The 14,909-nt window shown below is 66.4% G+C and carries 15 protein-coding genes and 1 pseudogene; 10 read left to right on the top strand and 6 right to left on the bottom strand.

Annotated elements, in window-relative coordinates; all coding sequences use genetic code 11:
* Nucleotides 1-8: 8 nt before the first annotated feature.
* Entirely contained in the window at nt 9-1,040 is a 1,032-nt protein-coding gene (locus G6N18_RS19170; protein ID WP_083007075.1) for an LLM class F420-dependent oxidoreductase, read from the bottom strand.
* Nucleotides 1,041-1,098: 58 nt separating this feature from the next.
* On the opposite strand from G6N18_RS19170, the gene G6N18_RS19165 reads away from it, so the two are divergent.
* From G6N18_RS19165 to G6N18_RS19145, 5 genes are read left to right on the top strand one after another with little or no spacing between them, the layout of a single operon-like run.
* Nucleotides 1,099-2,106 (top strand): Zn-ribbon domain-containing OB-fold protein, encoded by a 1,008-nt coding sequence (locus G6N18_RS19165; RefSeq protein ID WP_083007072.1) that lies wholly within the window; start codon nt 1,099-1,101, stop codon nt 2,104-2,106.
* A 12-nt stretch (nt 2,107-2,118) separates the two neighbouring features.
* On the top strand, nt 2,119-3,177 hold the full coding sequence (locus tag G6N18_RS19160) for a thiolase family protein (protein ID WP_083007069.1): 1,059 nt from the start codon (nt 2,119-2,121) through the stop codon (nt 3,175-3,177).
* Nucleotides 3,174-4,343: a thiolase family protein gene (locus G6N18_RS19155; protein WP_083007066.1), complete on the top strand. Its 1,170-nt coding sequence runs from the start codon at nt 3,174-3,176 to the stop codon at nt 4,341-4,343. The genes G6N18_RS19160 and G6N18_RS19155 overlap by 4 nt, the downstream gene beginning before the upstream one ends.
* On the top strand, nt 4,340-5,218 hold the full coding sequence (locus tag G6N18_RS19150) for a TIGR03619 family F420-dependent LLM class oxidoreductase (protein ID WP_083007063.1): 879 nt from the start codon (nt 4,340-4,342) through the stop codon (nt 5,216-5,218). Before G6N18_RS19155 ends, G6N18_RS19150 begins: the two co-directional genes overlap by 4 nt.
* Nucleotides 5,219-5,221: 3 nt before the next feature.
* A complete protein-coding gene (locus tag G6N18_RS19145; protein ID WP_083007061.1) occupies nt 5,222-5,638 on the top strand; it encodes a nuclear transport factor 2 family protein in 417 nt (138 codons plus the stop codon).
* On the opposite strand, the gene G6N18_RS19140 is transcribed toward G6N18_RS19145, so the two are convergent.
* A complete protein-coding gene (locus G6N18_RS19140) occupies nt 5,635-6,618 on the bottom strand; it encodes an MOSC domain-containing protein (RefSeq protein WP_083007110.1) in 984 nt (327 codons plus the stop codon). The two genes, G6N18_RS19145 and G6N18_RS19140, sit on opposite strands and share 4 nt — an antisense overlap.
* An 81-nt stretch (nt 6,619-6,699) precedes the next feature.
* Between G6N18_RS19140 and G6N18_RS19135 the strand changes: the two genes are divergently transcribed.
* Nucleotides 6,700-7,362: a hypothetical protein gene (locus tag G6N18_RS19135; protein WP_109749591.1), complete on the top strand. Its 663-nt coding sequence runs from the start codon at nt 6,700-6,702 to the stop codon at nt 7,360-7,362.
* Nucleotide 7,363: 1 nt separating this feature from the next.
* Here the strand turns inward: G6N18_RS19135 and G6N18_RS19130 are convergent, their stop codons facing one another.
* The gene (locus G6N18_RS19130; RefSeq protein ID WP_083007058.1) at nt 7,364-7,900 is read right to left on the bottom strand and encodes a gamma carbonic anhydrase family protein; all 537 of its coding nucleotides are present in this window, start codon (nt 7,898-7,900) and stop codon (nt 7,364-7,366) included.
* A 109-nt stretch (nt 7,901-8,009) separates the two neighbouring features.
* Between G6N18_RS19130 and G6N18_RS19125 the strand changes: the two genes are divergently transcribed.
* The 4 genes and pseudogenes from G6N18_RS19125 (at nt 8,010) to G6N18_RS19110 (ending at nt 11,805) form a co-directional block, all read left to right on the top strand.
* Complete coding sequence (locus tag G6N18_RS19125) at nt 8,010-9,176, top strand: 3-ketosteroid-9-alpha-monooxygenase, oxygenase component (RefSeq protein WP_067222490.1); 1,167 nt, start codon at nt 8,010-8,012, stop codon at nt 9,174-9,176.
* A complete protein-coding gene (locus tag G6N18_RS19120) occupies nt 9,173-9,631 on the top strand; it encodes a hypothetical protein (protein WP_083007056.1) in 459 nt (152 codons plus the stop codon). Before G6N18_RS19125 ends, G6N18_RS19120 begins: the two co-directional genes overlap by 4 nt.
* A 176-nt stretch (nt 9,632-9,807) precedes the next feature.
* Nucleotides 9,808-11,150: pseudogene (locus G6N18_RS19115) on the top strand (ISL3 family transposase).
* A gap of 73 nt (nt 11,151-11,223) precedes the next feature.
* Nucleotides 11,224-11,805, top strand: coding sequence for a sensor domain-containing protein (locus G6N18_RS19110; protein ID WP_234783679.1), 582 nt, complete (start codon nt 11,224-11,226; stop codon nt 11,803-11,805).
* Nucleotides 11,806-11,812: 7 nt separating this feature from the next.
* Here the strand turns inward: G6N18_RS19110 and G6N18_RS19105 are convergent, their stop codons facing one another.
* The 3 genes from G6N18_RS19105 to G6N18_RS19095 are packed head-to-tail and all read right to left on the bottom strand — an operon-like array spanning nt 11,813 to nt 14,879.
* Nucleotides 11,813-12,958 (bottom strand): sulfotransferase family protein, encoded by a 1,146-nt coding sequence (locus G6N18_RS19105; RefSeq protein WP_067222482.1) that lies wholly within the window; start codon nt 12,956-12,958, stop codon nt 11,813-11,815.
* Entirely contained in the window at nt 12,955-13,749 is a 795-nt protein-coding gene (locus tag G6N18_RS19100) for an SDR family oxidoreductase (protein WP_083006965.1), read from the bottom strand. Before G6N18_RS19100 ends, G6N18_RS19105 begins: the two co-directional genes overlap by 4 nt.
* Before the next feature lie 2 nt (nt 13,750-13,751).
* Nucleotides 13,752-14,879, bottom strand: a complete 1,128-nt coding sequence (locus G6N18_RS19095) for a hypothetical protein (protein ID WP_067222475.1) — start codon at nt 14,877-14,879, stop codon at nt 13,752-13,754.
* Nucleotides 14,880-14,909 lie beyond the last annotated feature (30 nt).

The raw sequence follows: 14,909 nt of genomic DNA, 5'->3' as shown, positions 1-14,909 counted from the left end.
AGAAGTGTCTACACAATCCCGGCGAGGTCGCGGATCTGCTCGGGCGACCGCGCGCCGACGACCATCATCGTGACGCCCGCGGCCTCCCACGCCTTGATCTGCTCCTGCACGTACGCGAGGTCGCCGACGATCGCGGAGTCGTCGACCAACTCGTCAGGGATGATCTTGGCCGCCTCGTCCTTGCGATCGCTGCGGAACAGCTTGGTCACGTCGTCGACGACCTCGGCGTAGCCCATCCTGCGGTAGACGTCGGCGTGGAAGTTGGTGTCCTCGGTGCCCATCCCGCCCATGTAGAGCGCCAGGTGCGGCCTCATCAACTCCATGACGCCGGCACGGTCGTCGGTGACGACCACCTGGGCCGTCGCGCAGATTTCGAAATCCTCGCGGCTGCGGCGCGCGCCCGGCCGGGCGAAGCCCTCGTCGAGCCACTCGTTGTACATGGCCGCGATGCGCGGCGAGTAGAAGATCGGCAGCCAGCCGTCGCAGATCTCGGCGGCCAGCGCGACGTTCTTGGGCCCCTCCGCGCCGAGCATGACCGGGATGTCCGCGCGCAGCGGATGGGTGATCGGCTTGAGGTTCTTGCCCAGGCCCGTGGTGCCCTCGCCGGTCAACGGCAGCGGGTAGTGCGGGCCGTCGCTGCGCACCGGTGCCTCGCGCGCCCACACCTGGCGCAGGATGTCGACGTACTCGCGGGTGCGCGCCAGCGGCTTCGGGAACTTCGCGCCGTACCAGCCCTCGACCACCTGCGGGCCGGACACGCCGAGGCCCAGGATGTGTCGCCCGCCGGAGAGGTGGTCCAGCGTCAGGGCCGCCATCGCACACGCCGTCGGGGTACGCGCCGACAGCTGGATCACCGACGTGCCGAGCCGCATCCGCTTGGTCTCGCGGCCCCACCACGCCAGCGGCGTGTAGGCGTCCGATCCCCACGCCTCGGCGGTGAACACGGTGTCGAAGCCGGCGTCCTCGGCCGCGGCCACCAGTTCGGCGTGGTTTTCGGGCGGCTGCGCGCCCCAGTAGCCAAGTTGCAAACCCAACTTCATGAGACCGCCTCCACACCCGTGGTTGAAACCATTCTTAGAACCTGTTCTACTCGATGCCGTGACCACCAGCCAAAGCAGCCCGGTGCAGATCGATCCCCATCAGCGGCCACTTTCGGCTCCGCTGAGACTCTCATTCGACTACACCCGTTCAGTAGGGCCACTCCTGTCCCAGTTCTTCACCGCGCTGCGCGAACGGCGCATCGTCGGTGTCCGCGGTTCGGACGGGCGCGTCCACGTGCCACCTGCCGAGTTCGACCCCGTCACCTACGAACGATTGACCGAGATCGTACCGGTGGCAGGCGTCGGAACCGTGGTGTCGTGGACCTGGCAGTCGACCCCGCTGGAGGGCCAGCCGCTGGAGCGGCCGTTCGCTTGGGCGCTGATCAAGCTCGACGGGGCGGACACCCCGCTGCTGCACGCAGTCGACGCGGGTTCGTCCGACGCCATCAGCAGCGGCGCGCGGGTGCACGTGCACTGGGTCGACGAGCCCGTCGGCGCCATCACCGACATCGCGTACTTCAAGCTCGGGGAGGAAGGCCCTGCCGCCGAGCCCCGCAAAGACGACCGTGACCCCGTCACGGTGCAGGTGACGCCGAGCAGCATCGAGATCCAGCACACCGCCTCGTTTCCGGAGACGACGTTCCTCAAGGCGCTCGAGGAGGGCAAGCTGCTGGGCGCACGCACCAAGAAAGGGCGCGACGGCAAACCCGGCAAGGTGTACTTCCCGCCGCGGGAGGCCGATCCGGCCACCGGCCACGAACTCGACGAGTTCATCGAACTGCCGGACAAGGGCACGGTGACGACGTTCGCGGTGATCAACATCCCGTTCGCGGGGCAGCGCATCAAGCCGCCCTACGTCGCGGCGTACGTGCTGCTCGACGGCGCCGACATCCCGTTTTTGCACCTGGTCACCGAGATCGAGGCCGATGAAGTCCGGATGGGCATGCGGGTCGAGGCCGTGTGGAAGCCCCGCGAGGAATGGGGCCTGGGCATCGACAACATCGACCACTTCCGGCCGACGGGTGAGCCCGATGCCGAATACGACACCTACAAGCACCACCTGTAAAGGGATTAGGCAATGACTGAAGTTGCAGTGGTGGGCTTCGCGCACGCACCACACGTGCGGCGCACCGACGGGACCACCAACGGCGTCGAGATGCTGATGCCGTGCTTCCACCAGCTCTACGAGGAGTTGGGCCTGAAGCAGACCGACATCGGCTTCTGGTGCTCGGGCTCCTCCGATTATCTTGCCGGGCGGGCATTTTCGTTCATCTCGGCGATCGATTCGATCGGTGCAGTGCCGCCGATCAACGAATCGCACGTCGAGATGGACGCGGCATGGGCGCTCTACGAGGCCTACATCAAGATCCTGACCGGTGAGGTCGAGACCGCGCTGGTGTACGGCTTCGGCAAGTCCAGTGCCGGCACGCTGCGCCGGGTGCTCGCGCTGCAGACCGACCCATACACCGTCGCGCCGCTGTGGCCGGATGCGGTGTCGATGGCGGGACTGCAGGCGCGATTCGGGTTGGACGCCGGCAAATGGACCGCCGAGCAGATGGCCCAGGTGGCTCTGGATTCGATGGCCGCCGCGGGGCGCACCGACAGCGAGAAGCCGGCCAAGAGCATCGATGAACTGCTGTCCCGCCCCTACTTCGCTGATCCGTTGCGCCGCCATGACATCGCGCCGATCACCGACGGCGCGTCGGCGATCGTGCTCGCGGCCGGTGACCGGGCGCGCGGACTGCGCGAGAACCCCGCTTGGATCACCGGATTCGAGCACCGCATCGAGACGCCGGTGCTGGGCGCCCGGGACCTGACCACCTCACCGTCGACGGCGGCGTCGGCGCAGGCGGCGACGGGCGGCGACGCCGGCTCCATTGAAGTGGCCGAGATCTACGCGCCGTTCAGCCATCAGCAGCTGATCCTCAAAGAGGCGATCGGCCTGGGCGACAAGACGAAGATCAACCCGTCGGGCGGCGCACTGGCGGCCAACCCGATGTTCTCGGCGGGCCTGGAGCGCATCGGCTTCGCCGCGCAGCACATCTTCGACGGCTCGGCCCAGCGGGTGCTGGCGCATGCCACGAGCGGCCCTGCGCTGCAACAGAATTTGGTCGCGGTCCTGGAGGGACGGTCATGAGCAAGCAGCTGGCAGCGGTGCTGGGCACCGGGCAGACGAAGTACGTCGCCAAGCGTCAGGACGTGTCGATGAACGGCCTGGTGCGCGAGGCCATAGATAGGGCGCTCGCCGATGCGGGTGCGACGATGGACGACATCGACGCCGTGGTCGTCGGCAAGGCGCCCGACTTCTTCGAGGGCGTCATGATGCCCGAGTTGTTCATGGCCGACGCCGTGGGCGCGACGAACAAGCCGCTGATCCGGGTGCACACCGCGGGTTCGGTCGGCGGATCCACCGGTGTGGTCGCCGCGTCGCTGGTGCAGTCGGGCAAGTACCGCCGAGTGCTGGCGATGGCGTGGGAGAAGCAGTCGGAGTCGAACGCCATGTGGGCGTTGAGTATTCCGGTGCCGTTCACCAAGCCCGTCGGCGCGGGCGCGGGTGGCTACTTCGCCCCGCACGTGCGCGCCTACATCCGCCGCTCCGGAGCGCCGAACCACATCGGCGCGATGGTCGCGGTCAAGGATCGGCTCAACGGCGCGAAGAACCCGTTGGCGCATCTGCACCAGCCCGACATCACGCTGGAGAAGGTGATGGCCTCGCAGATGCTGTGGGACCCCATCCGATTCGACGAGACCTGCCCGTCGTCCGACGGCGCGTGCGCGCTGGTGATCGGCAACGAAGAAATCGCCGACAAGCGCGTCGCCGAGGGCAATCCCGTCGCATGGATACACGCCACCGCGCTGCGCACCGAACCGCTGGCCTACTCGGGACGCGACCAGGTCAATCCACAGGCCGGCCGCGACGCCGCCAAGGCGCTGTGGGAGGCGGCGGGTATCAAGAGCCCGATCGACGAGATCGACGTCGCCGAGATCTACGTGCCGTTCTCGTGGTTCGAGCCGATGTGGTTGGAGAACCTCGGCTTTGCGCCGGAGGGCGAAGGCTGGAAGCTCACCGAGGCCGGTGAGACCGCGATCAGTGGCCGCATCCCGCTCAACCCGTCCGGCGGTGTGCTGTCGTCGAATCCGATCGGCGCCTCAGGCATGATCCGGTTCGCCGAGGCCGCGATCCAGGTGATGGGCAAGGCGGGCGAGCACCAGGTGCCGAACGCCCGCAAGGCGCTCGGCCATGCGTACGGCGGCGGTTCGCAGTACTACTCGATGTGGGTGGTCGGGGCTGACAAGCCGTGAAGTACACCTGCAGCGTCGCGATGGGCCCGGTCGAGGAGCTCATCGAGATCGCCAAGGCGGCAGAGGAAGTCGGGTTCGACGCGATCGCGCTGCCCGACTCGCTGTTCTACATGGAGAAGCAGTCGACCGACTATCCGTACACGCCGGACGGCTCGCGGATGTGGAACGCGGACACCCCGTGGGTCGACCCGCTGATCGCCGCGGCCGCAATGGGTGCGGTGACGTCGACGCTGCGGTTCTACACCAACGTGCTCAAGCTCGGTTCGCGCAACCCGCTGCTGCTGGCGCGCCAGGTCGGTTCGGTGGCGAACCTGACCAACAACCGGTTCGGGTTCGGCGTCGGAATCGGCTGGGCACCTGAGGAGTTCGAATGGTGCGGACAGCCGTACGCCAAACGCGGCAAGCGCGTCGACGAGATGATCGAGGTGATCAAGCTTGTGCTCGCCGGCGGCATGGTCGAGTTCCACGGTGAGTTCTACGATTTCGACAAGCTGCAGATGAGCCCGGCGCCCACCGAGCCGGTCCCGTTCTACGTCGGCGGCCACACCGAGGTCGCGCTCAAGCGTGCGGCGCGGATCAGTGACGGTTGGACCAGCGCGATGATGACCGGCGACCAGTTGGCCGAGACCATCACCAAGCTCAAGGCTCTGCTCGCCGAATACGGTCGCGCCGAAGCGCCGTTCGAGTATCAGGCGGTGTGCATCGACAAGTTCGGTGTCGACGGGCACCGCGAACTCGCCGAGGCCGGCGTCACCGACAACATCGTGATCCCGTGGGTCTTCGAAGGTCTGGGCTTCGATGCGCCGTTGGAGAAGAAGAAGGACGCGATGAAGCGCTTCGCCGATACCTACATCCACTCGGGCTGGCAGGACTGACCCATGACCGTGACCGATCCGAACGCACCGGTTCACCTGGCGGGCAAGCGCTCCCGCGAGGCCGCCATCGCGCATGACAAGCAGGCGTGGCTGGACAACTTCGCCGACGACGCGGTTGTCGAAGATCCGATCGGCCCCTCGCACTTCGATCCGGACGGCAAGGGCCACCGCGGTAAGGAAGCCATCGCGGCGTTCTACGACAAGGCGATCGCGCCGAGCGAGCTGACGTTCAACTTCGAGCAGACCTACCAGTGCGGCAACGAGGAAGCCAACGTCGGCAACATCGTGATCCGGTCGGCCGGATACGAGGTGACGGCCGAGGGCGTGTTCACCTACCGCGTCGACGACGACGGCAAGATCGTCGCGCTGCGCGCATACTGGGAACTCGACCGAGCCACCGCCAGCGCTCGAAAGCTCTAGCGCGAGAAGCGGTCCGCCGCCGCGGTCGCCACCCCGAACGTCAAGCGCTTCGCGCGCCTGGCCGCGTCGGTGAGCATGCGCTTCGGTCCCGGCGCCGAGCGCACGCCGGCCGTATCCCCCACTCGGACAACGCCTTCGGTCTGCACCCAGCAGTACACGCCGAGGCAGCGCTGCGCACGTCCCGCGACCGCCCGGGTGATGCGGCGGTCGACCTCGAGCCCGGATTGCGGGCGGCTGGGCACGACGCAGCGGATCGTCGGCATGGTGACCTCGAGGACCGCGCCACCCACTGTGAGAAGCCCTCCCGTCCAGTGCGATTCCGGCAGCCCGTCATCCGGATCATCGAGCGTCAGAAGGACGTTGGGCCGGAACCGGCGCAAGTCGACGTCGCCGCCGACCTCACCGCCGATGGTCGCAAGGCTCGTCTGGCTGATCACATGCACCGGCGCCAGGTCGACGAACATCCCCGGCGGCGTCGAGTATCGGGCCAGCATGGCCAGATCGGACATCCGGTACATCGAGACGTCCGGGAACCCCTCGCCCTCGGTCAACCCGAAGTCCTGCCGGTAGGCTGCGATCGAGATGTTGTCGCGCTCGTGCTTGCTCAGCCGGTGCAAGCTGGTGTCCTCCGCCGGCGGCAGTGCGGTCAGCCGGACGTCGCGGCCGGCCACTTCGGACAGCTTGTCGTGCACGCCGGCGTCATTGCTCGACATGACGGCGCCGTCGGGAAAGGTGATCTCGACCTCGGGCACGTTGCCGGGTCCTGCATCGGGCGCGAGCGGTGCGGTGTACCGGGCGGTGGCGGTCAGCAGCGCCGGTATGCGTCTGGCCGATGCGGTGACGTCGCGTTCGAGGTCCCGCACGGCCCAGAGGCGGTCGCCGTGCAGCCCGCGCTGCCCGATGTCGATGCCCTCGACCTGCTCGCCGCCCAGCGACTTCACCGGATACCGCCAGAGCGCCGCGACGTTGCCGATCGACATCTGATCACCGTAACGCCCCACGCCGGTACGTTGGGTGTTTGACCGATTGTTCAGCAACGAACGTCACGAAGTGAAGATCGAATGCCTGCGAACCTCCGTATTCCATATTGGAAATCCCTGTCCGCCATCGCTTTCGCATTGCTGGTATGCGTCGGGGCGGCCGGCTGCGACGCATCCGGCCCAGCACCTGACGCCAGCGCTCCACGCCTGCCCGCCTTCACGACCTCACAGGCGCAGCCAGCCCCGACCGCCAGTCCCACCGGCGATGCGGCACCCAAGGGCGGCGACTACAGCGGTTTGCTGCTTCGCCCCGAAGACCTCAGCGACGCCGAGGACACGTTCGCGGTGCGGTCGACGACCCCCGGCGGCCCTGACGGGTTGCCGGGCGCAAGCGCGCTCTTCGTCAACCAGGACGACACCCGGGCGATCTCCGACGCCATCGTGATCTATCCCGACGCCGCGACGGCCGCCACCACGTTGCGGGAGGCCCTGCCGACGATCGGCACGGTCGTCACCGGGGCGACTTCGCGACCCGTCCCAGTCGGCAGCGACGGCACCATGGCCGTCGGCATGTCCCCCGACGGCACCAAGGCGGCCACGCTGCTGCTGTTCACCCAGGGTCCCGCGCTGGTGCGCCTGGAATTCGAGAGCGCGCCGGGCGACGCGACCACCGACGAGTTCGTCATCAACATCGGAAAGATGCAGCAGATCGCGCTGCGGACCGGGCTGAGCCGGTCGCAGTGACTCAGCCCTCGTCGTCGACGCGCTTCAGTGATGCCAGGTACCTGCGGGCCAACTCCTGGTACGCGCCGGGATTGGTGTTCACCCACATCTCCGCGCCCGTTCCCGCGATCGGGCCGCGCACCTTCGCTGGTGACCCGGTCACCAGGACTTCGTCGGGGATCTTCGTGCCACCGACGACCAGCGAGTGTGCTGCGATGAGGCTGCGCCTGCCGATGACCGCGCCGTCGAGCACAGTGCAGTGGTTGGCGAGCACCGCCTGGGCCCCGATGTGCGCACCGTGCACCACGCATGCGTGTGCGACCGTCGCACCCGGCCCGACGTCGACGGGAATGCCCGGCGGTGCGTGCAATACGCAGCCGTCCTGGACGTTGGCGCCCTCGCGGATCACGATCGGAGCGAAATCGGCGCGGAGCACCGCGTTGAACCACACCGATGCACCCGCCTCGACGTGTACGTCACCCACCAGCGTCGCAGTGGGCGCGATGAACGCGTCCGGACCGATCGTCGGAGCGCGGCCCTCGAAGGAGTACAACGGCATCGTTTGGTTATACCGCTGGATATACCGCAGGTAGAGGCGTTTGGATTGCGCGCCGAGCGGGAAAAACTGTAACGTGTTCTAGTTAGAGACACATAACGGGAGGCCCACCGTGACTACCGACAGTGCGGGAATTCGCGAGATCGACACCGGCGCTCTGCCCGACCGGTACGCCCGGGGCTGGCACTGCCTGGGCCCGGTGCAGAACTACCTGGACGGCAAGCCGCACGGGATCGAGATCTTCGGCACCATGCTGGTGGTCTTCGCCGACTCGCACGGCGACGTGAAAGTGCTTGACGGCTACTGCCGCCACATGGGCGGAAACCTCAGCCAGGGCACGATCAAGGGCGATGAGGTGGCGTGCCCGTTCCACGACTGGCGTTGGGGCGGCGACGGCAAATGCAAGCTGGTTCCCTACGCCAAGCGCACACCGCGACTAGCCCGCACCCGCGCCTGGCACACCGACGTGCGCGGCGGGCTGCTGTTCGTCTGGAACGACCACGAGGGCAACCCCCCGCAGCCCGAGGTCCGGATCCCCGAGATCCCGGAAGTCGAGAGCGACGAGTGGACCGACTGGAAGTGGAACTCGATCCTGATCGAGAACGCCAACTGCCGCGAGATCATCGACAACGTCACCGACATGGCGCACTTCTTCTACATCCACTACGGGTTGCCGACGTACTTCAAGAACGTCTTCGAGGGCCATATCGCCTCGCAGTACCTGCACAACGTCGGTCGGCCCGACATCAGCGACATGGGCACCACCTACGGTGAGGCGCATCTGGACTCCGAGGCGTCGTACTTCGGTCCCTCGTTCATGATCAACTGGCTGCACAACAACTACGGCGGTTACAAGGCCGAGTCGATCCTGATCAACTGCCACTACCCCGTCACGCAGAACTCGTTCATGCTGCAGTGGGGCGTCATCGTCGAGAAGCCCAAGGGCCTGGACGAGGAGATGACCGAGAAACTGGCGAACACGTTCACCGAGGGCGTCAGCAAGGGCTTCCTGCAGGACGTCGAAATCTGGAAGCACAAGACTCGCATCGACAACCCGCTGCTGGTCGAGGAGGACGGCGCGGTTTATCAGATGCGGCGCTGGTATCAGCAGTTCTATGTCGACGTTGCCGACGTCACGCCCGATATGACCGACCGCTTCGAGATTGAGGTCGACACCACGGCGGCCAACGAGAAGTGGCACGTCGAGGTCGAGGAGAACCTCAAGCGGCAGGCCGAACAGAAGGACGAGAAGGAAAAGGCCGACCAAGCGAGCTCATGAGTCCGCGAGATGCTCCCGACGTCGACCGGCTGGCCCGGGCGATGTTGTTGCTGCACGGCGCGCATGACGACGACGACCACGGCCACGGCCACGGGAGTGAGCCCAGGCGCGGAAGCATCTCGAAGGCGCCGCCTTTCGATGCGGAACGCGCGGCGGCATTGAGGGAGGCCACGCAGCGAGACCGTGAGCGCTATCTCAGGTCGGGCCTGGTGTCGGTCGACTGCCGGTTCTGCCACGTGTCGGTGGACGTCAAGAAGCTCGGGCCGGCTCACACGTCGGTGCAGTGGAACGCCGAAGCGTCACAGCGCTGCGCGTACTTCAGCGAGATCCGGCAGTCCGGCGGGGACCCCGCCCGTGCCAAGTCCTGTCCGCGGCTGGCCGACAGCATCAAGCACGCCGTCGCCGAAGGTTGTCTGGAGGAGATGTCGTCGGCTCCCTCCCCCGGCGACGGCTAGGTTTCTCTGCGCTGGCCCCTTCCTCGCGAGAAGACGTAAAGTGCCCTGAAATGCGGCGATTTTGGGCTCTCCTGACACTTCCGTGGGTTGATTTCTGAGATGTCTGGGGCGCACGTCGTTGTCGCTTAAGGTTTCTGGCTTGTCAAGGGTCAGGAACCAAGGGAGCGGGCAACGACGTGCGCAATGTGAGGTTATGGCGTGGGCTGCTGGGTGTCGACAAGCGCACGGTGATCGAGGCGGTCGAGTTCGAGGAATTCGAAGGCCAGGACGCCGAGGGCGCCGCACTGGTGGTGGCGCGGGTGCGGCCACGAAGCGGGGTCTCACGGCGTTGTGGCCGCTGTGGCCGCAGGGCGTCTTGGTATGACCGGGGTGAGGGTCGACGCCGGTGGCGGGGCCTGGATTGGGGCACTGTGCAGGTGGTGCTGGAGGCCGAGGCGCCGCGGGTGAACTGCCCCACCCACGGGCCGACGGTGGCGGCGGTGCCGTGGGCGCGTCATCACGCCGGACACACTTTGGCCTTCGATGACACGGTGGCCTGGTTGGCGGTGGCGTGCTCGAAAACCGCGGTGTGCGAGTTGATGCGGGTCGCCTGGCGCACCGTCGGCGCGATCGTGGCCCGGGTCTGGGCCGACACCGAGAAGACCTTCGACCGGTTCGCGGTCTGCGCCGCATCGGCATCGACGAGATCTCCTACAAACGCCACCACAAGTACTTGACGGTGGTCGTTGATCACGACAGCGGCCGGCTGGTGTGGGCCGCACCCGGGCGCGACACCAAGACGCTGCGGCGGTTCTTCGACGCCTTGGGCGCCCAGCGGTGCGCACAGATCACCCACGTCTCCGCTGATGCCGCCGACTGGATCGCCGACGTCGTCGCCCAACGCTGCCCGGCCGCGATCCGTTGTGCGGATCCGTTCCATGTGGTGGCCTGGGCCACCGAGGCACTCGACGTCGAGCGGCGCCGGGCCTGGAACGACGCGCGAGCGCTGGCGCGCACCGAGCCCACGTGGGGCCGGGGTCGGCCCGGTAAGGACACCGCGCCGCGGCCGGGCCGTGAGCACGCCCGCAAGCTCAAGGGGGCCCGCTACGCGTTGTGGAAGAACCCCGAAGACCTCACCGAACGCCAGAACGCCAAACTGGCCTGGATCGCCAAGACCGACACCCGCCTCTATCGCGCCTATCTGCTCAAAGAGGGCTTACGGCATGTGTTCTCGGTCAAAGGCGAGGAAGGCAAACAGGCCCTGGACAAGTGGACCTCCTGGGCGCGGCGTTGCCGCATCCCGGTGTTCGTCGAGCTCGCCGGCCGCATCGTGCGCCACCGGGTGGCCATCGACGCCACGCTCGATCACGGCCTCTCCCAAGGACTGATCGAATCCACCAACACCAAGATCCGACTCCTGACCCGCATCGCGTTCGGATTTCGCTCCCCAGACGCACTCATCGCCCTGGCCATGCTCGCCCTCGGCGGCCACCGCCCCGCGCTACCAGGACGCATCAACCACCCACGGATCAGTCAGTAGAGCCGCATTTCAGGGCACTTTGTGTCTGCTCGCGATGGGTCTCGCGGTATGTGCTGCTGCCTGCACGCGTGTGGTGGACAGCCCGCAACCCAGGGCCGAGCCGCCGGTCGCACCGATCACTGCGGGACAGGTCGGCGATCTGTTGAGTCCGAAGGTCGCCAAGGCCGACGGCAACTTGTTCGTTTCCGTCGACCCCCAGGACTGCGCGGGGTTGGCGCGTGAGGTCGACCCGCCGTTCATCGCCGATCACGGTCCCGCCGCGTACGACGGCGGGCATTGGACCACCGTCCTCGGCGGTCGCGAGGTGTACGTCGAGGAGATGGCCGGTGTCTATCGTGCGGACTTCAACTCGAAAGACGCCCTGGCGCAAGCCAAGCGAACGATCGATTCCTGTCGCGGTAGGACCTTCGAGGTGACCAGCATGGCACAGCGCGTGTACGCCTTCCAGCTTCTTCCGCCCGTCGAATCCGATTCCCCCGAAATCCTGTTGTGGTCGTTCAAGGGCGATGACTGGGCATGTGACAGCGCATTCGTCGCCGCGCACAACGCGGCCGTCGAGATCTCGACATGCGGCCCCGCCAACGGCTACGACGTCAACAAGCTTGCCCACGATGCACTGGAACGCATTGAAGCGCTGGCCAATACGACGGCTTGATAGGTGTTTACAACCCCTTGAAGCGGTCCTTGACCTGCTCGTCGCTCAGGCCGTAGTCGGCCAGCGAGTAGGTGTGCTTGGGCGCGCGCGGGCCCTGCTTGCTCTCCTCGTGGCTGTGCTCCATCGCCGCTCGCGCATCGTCGGTGAAGTCGATGCCGAAGTGCCGGTACACGTCCTGCACCGCGCGAACCGGGTCCTTGACGAACTCGAAGTAGTCCAAGTCGTAGAACTGGGCCGGATCATGTTCGGCGCGAACCCGATTGAACAACTCCAAACCGCGTGACCACGTCTCCATCGCGTCACTGCCGATGACCTCGCCGGTGAAGCTGTTCGACCAGCCTTCGGTGGTGTGCTGGGCCAGCGAGCACATCGACGCCATGATCGTCTCGACCGGCCGGTGACACTGGATGACCAGCGCGTCCGGGTAGGTGTTGAACAACGCGTCGAGCGCGAACAGGTGGCTCGGGTTCTTCAGCACCCAGCGTTTCTCGGGTTCGTTCAGGCCGATCAACTGGAGGTTGCGGCGATGCCGCTGATAGGACTTGGTCCAGTCCTGTCGAGCCAGCCACTGCGAGTACGTCGGGATGTGGGCCAGCGTCTCGTAGGACACCGAATGCAGCGACTGTCGCAGCAGCTGCCAGCACTCCTCCACCTCGTCGGCGGTCATGTAGTGCAGGCCGGTGTAGTCCGGATTCTCCTCGTGAGCCTTCTTGAACCTTGCGTCCAGCTCGGCGAAGACAGGGTTCGCCGGCCATGTTTCGCGCGGCGGGCGCGGCTGCGGGAACTCCGCAAGCCAAAGCTCAAGACCTTGGTGCCGCGGATCGGCCGCCAGCAGCCGGTGAATGGCGGTGGTACCGGTGCGGGGCAGGCCCGTGACGAAGATCGGTCTCTCGATCGGCACGTCGGCATGCTCTGGGTACTGCTTGAACGCCGCCTCGCTCACGAGCCGGGCCACCAATGCGTTGCGCACGAAGAACCGCTGCATCTTGCTGCCGAACTCAGTGAGATCGGCGTCCTTGCGGTACGCCTCGAGCAGCACCGCCAGCGCTTCGCGGTAGTTGTCGTCGTCGCTGCCGAAATCGTCGAGCCCGCACGCCTTGGTGGCCGAGGCATGGAGGTCCTCCACCGTGCCGACATCGGTACGCGCACTCATGCTTTGTATTCCCCGCAGTTGACGTCGAGCGCCTGCCCGGTGATGCCGCTGGACAGATCGCTGGCCATGAACAGGATCGCCGAGGCCACCTCGTCCTCGGTGGGCAGTCGCTTGAGGTCCGATGCCGCAGCCGTGGCCTTGTAAATCTCGTCGACCGTAGTGCCGTACTTGCCGGCCTGATGGTTGAAGTAGCTCTCCAGCGTGCCGCCCCAGATGTAGCCGGGCAGCACGGAATTCACCCGAATGCCCTGCTCACCAAGCTCGGTGGCCAGCGACTGCGACATCGCCAGCAGCGCCGACTTCGCCATCTTGTAGGCGCCGTACTTGGCCTGCGAGTGACGCACCACCATCGAGTTGACGTTGACGACCGATCCGTTGGCCTCCGCCAGCGCGGGGGTGAAGCCCTGGATCAACCGCAGCGCGCCGAACACCGTCAGCTCGATCGCGTCGCGCATGTGCTCGAAGGTGGTATCGGCCAACGGTTTCATCGAGGGCACCCGAAACGCGTTGTTGATCAACACGTCGACCTTGCCGTACGCCGTCATGGTCTCCTCGACGAGGTTGCGCACCTGAGCATCATCGGTGATGTCGGTGCCCACCGAAAGGGCACGCCTGCCCAGATCGGTGACCTCCTTGGCGACATCCTCGAGTCGTTCGACCGTCCGCGCGGCGAGCACCAGGTCGGCGCCGGCTTCCGCGCACCGTCGCGCCAGGGTGGTGCCGAGTGCGGGACCGACACCGCTGATGACGACGACTTTGTCCTGCAGAAGTCCTGCGGGCGTACCGGCCATGGTCAGCCAACCATCCTGTTCTGAATCTGCTGTTGCCGTAACGCGATTCGCGCGCGCCAATCCTCCTCGGAGATCTTGTTCGACTCGTAGTAGGGCAGGGCGGCCGCCACCTTGTCGATGTCGACGACCTCGACGGTGGGCCCGTCGGCCTCGGTCAGCGCGCGCGACAGCCGCTGCCAGCGGAACTGCAGGTAGCCCTTCCGGTGGCCGAGCGTCTCGCACCAGTTCGTCACGCCGGGATTCGCGTCGGACACCACGATGCGGATCTTGCCGTCGGGGTCTGCTTGCGCCTGAGTGCCGTTCAGCGACGTCTGGTGATTGATGTAGTCCAGTGAGATGTACCACAGGCTGCCCAGCTGGAATCCGAGATACGGCGCGTCACTGACCGGAAGCGTGATGATCATCGCCTGCTCGGGGGTCAGGTCGAAATGCCCGACCGACGAGTATTGCGTGGCCAGCCCGCCCGGCGTGAGTCGTGGCGGCACCATCGTGTTGACCGGCAGGTTGTTGTAGAACCACTGCGGGAACTGCAGCCACGTCTTGACACGCTGAACCAGTTGCTTGCCCGCGACCGCGTAACGCTTCTCGATTGTCGCTGCGGTCAGCGGCGGCGGCGCAGTGCCCGCGGTATCGGTGCGCGCGATGCTGATGTAGCCGCGCTGTGCCGACCAGTCGTTGTAGACCTCGCGAACCACCAACTGCGAGGGGCTCGTCGGCGTCACTCGCCACTCGTACGTGCCGTCCGCGGCGATGTCGAGTTCGCGGTCGTCGAACGCCGCCTGGCTCGGCGGGACATTGTCGTCGGTGTACTCCCCGCCGAGCATCTGGAAGGCCAGGTCGGTGGTGGTGCCACGCTTTCCGGTGACGACGTACTCGTTGCCGGGCTGCACCCGGGCGCCGAAGTACAGCGCGTCGGGGTTGTCGAGGCCCATCTTGGTGAACGGCCCGGTGCCTGACTGCATGAACGGATGGTCGCGGTCGTAGTCGAACGCCAGGTGCGTGCACGCGGCGACGCAGCCGGCCAGGTATTGCAGACCCTCGAGAAGGTCCGCCTCGGATTCGATGAACGGTGCTTGCGCGACGAGGTGTTCGGCCTCAGCGATCGCGTCTACCAATGGCTGCGAGTACACCCCTCGAAAGTAGAACGCGTTCTAGGGAGT

The sequence above is a fragment of the Mycolicibacterium celeriflavum genome (genome assembly GCF_010731795.1).
Lineage (GTDB): Bacteria > Actinomycetota > Actinomycetes > Mycobacteriales > Mycobacteriaceae > Mycobacterium > Mycobacterium celeriflavum.
Note: the sequence above shows the minus strand (reverse complement) of the source record. Positions and strands in the feature narration are given on the sequence as shown.

Coding starts and splice junctions, on each gene's coding strand:
- G6N18_RS19170 (WP_083007075.1), bottom strand. CDS start 1,040: ATGAAGTTGGGTTTGCAACTTGGCTACTGGGGCGCGCAGCCGCCCGAA.
- G6N18_RS19160 (WP_083007069.1), top strand. CDS start 2,119: ATGACTGAAGTTGCAGTGGTGGGCTTCGCGCACGCACCACACGTGCGG.
- G6N18_RS19155 (WP_083007066.1), top strand. CDS start 3,174: ATGAGCAAGCAGCTGGCAGCGGTGCTGGGCACCGGGCAGACGAAGTAC.
- G6N18_RS19145 (WP_083007061.1), top strand. CDS start 5,222: ATGACCGTGACCGATCCGAACGCACCGGTTCACCTGGCGGGCAAGCGC.
- G6N18_RS19140 (WP_083007110.1), bottom strand. CDS start 6,618: ATGTCGATCGGCAACGTCGCGGCGCTCTGGCGGTATCCGGTGAAGTCG.
- G6N18_RS19135 (WP_109749591.1), top strand. CDS start 6,700: ATGCCTGCGAACCTCCGTATTCCATATTGGAAATCCCTGTCCGCCATC.
- G6N18_RS19130 (WP_083007058.1), bottom strand. CDS start 7,900: ATGCCGTTGTACTCCTTCGAGGGCCGCGCTCCGACGATCGGTCCGGAC.
- G6N18_RS19120 (WP_083007056.1), top strand. CDS start 9,173: ATGAGTCCGCGAGATGCTCCCGACGTCGACCGGCTGGCCCGGGCGATG.
- G6N18_RS19105 (WP_067222482.1), bottom strand. CDS start 12,958: ATGAGTGCGCGTACCGATGTCGGCACGGTGGAGGACCTCCATGCCTCG.
- G6N18_RS19100 (WP_083006965.1), bottom strand. CDS start 13,749: ATGGCCGGTACGCCCGCAGGACTTCTGCAGGACAAAGTCGTCGTCATC.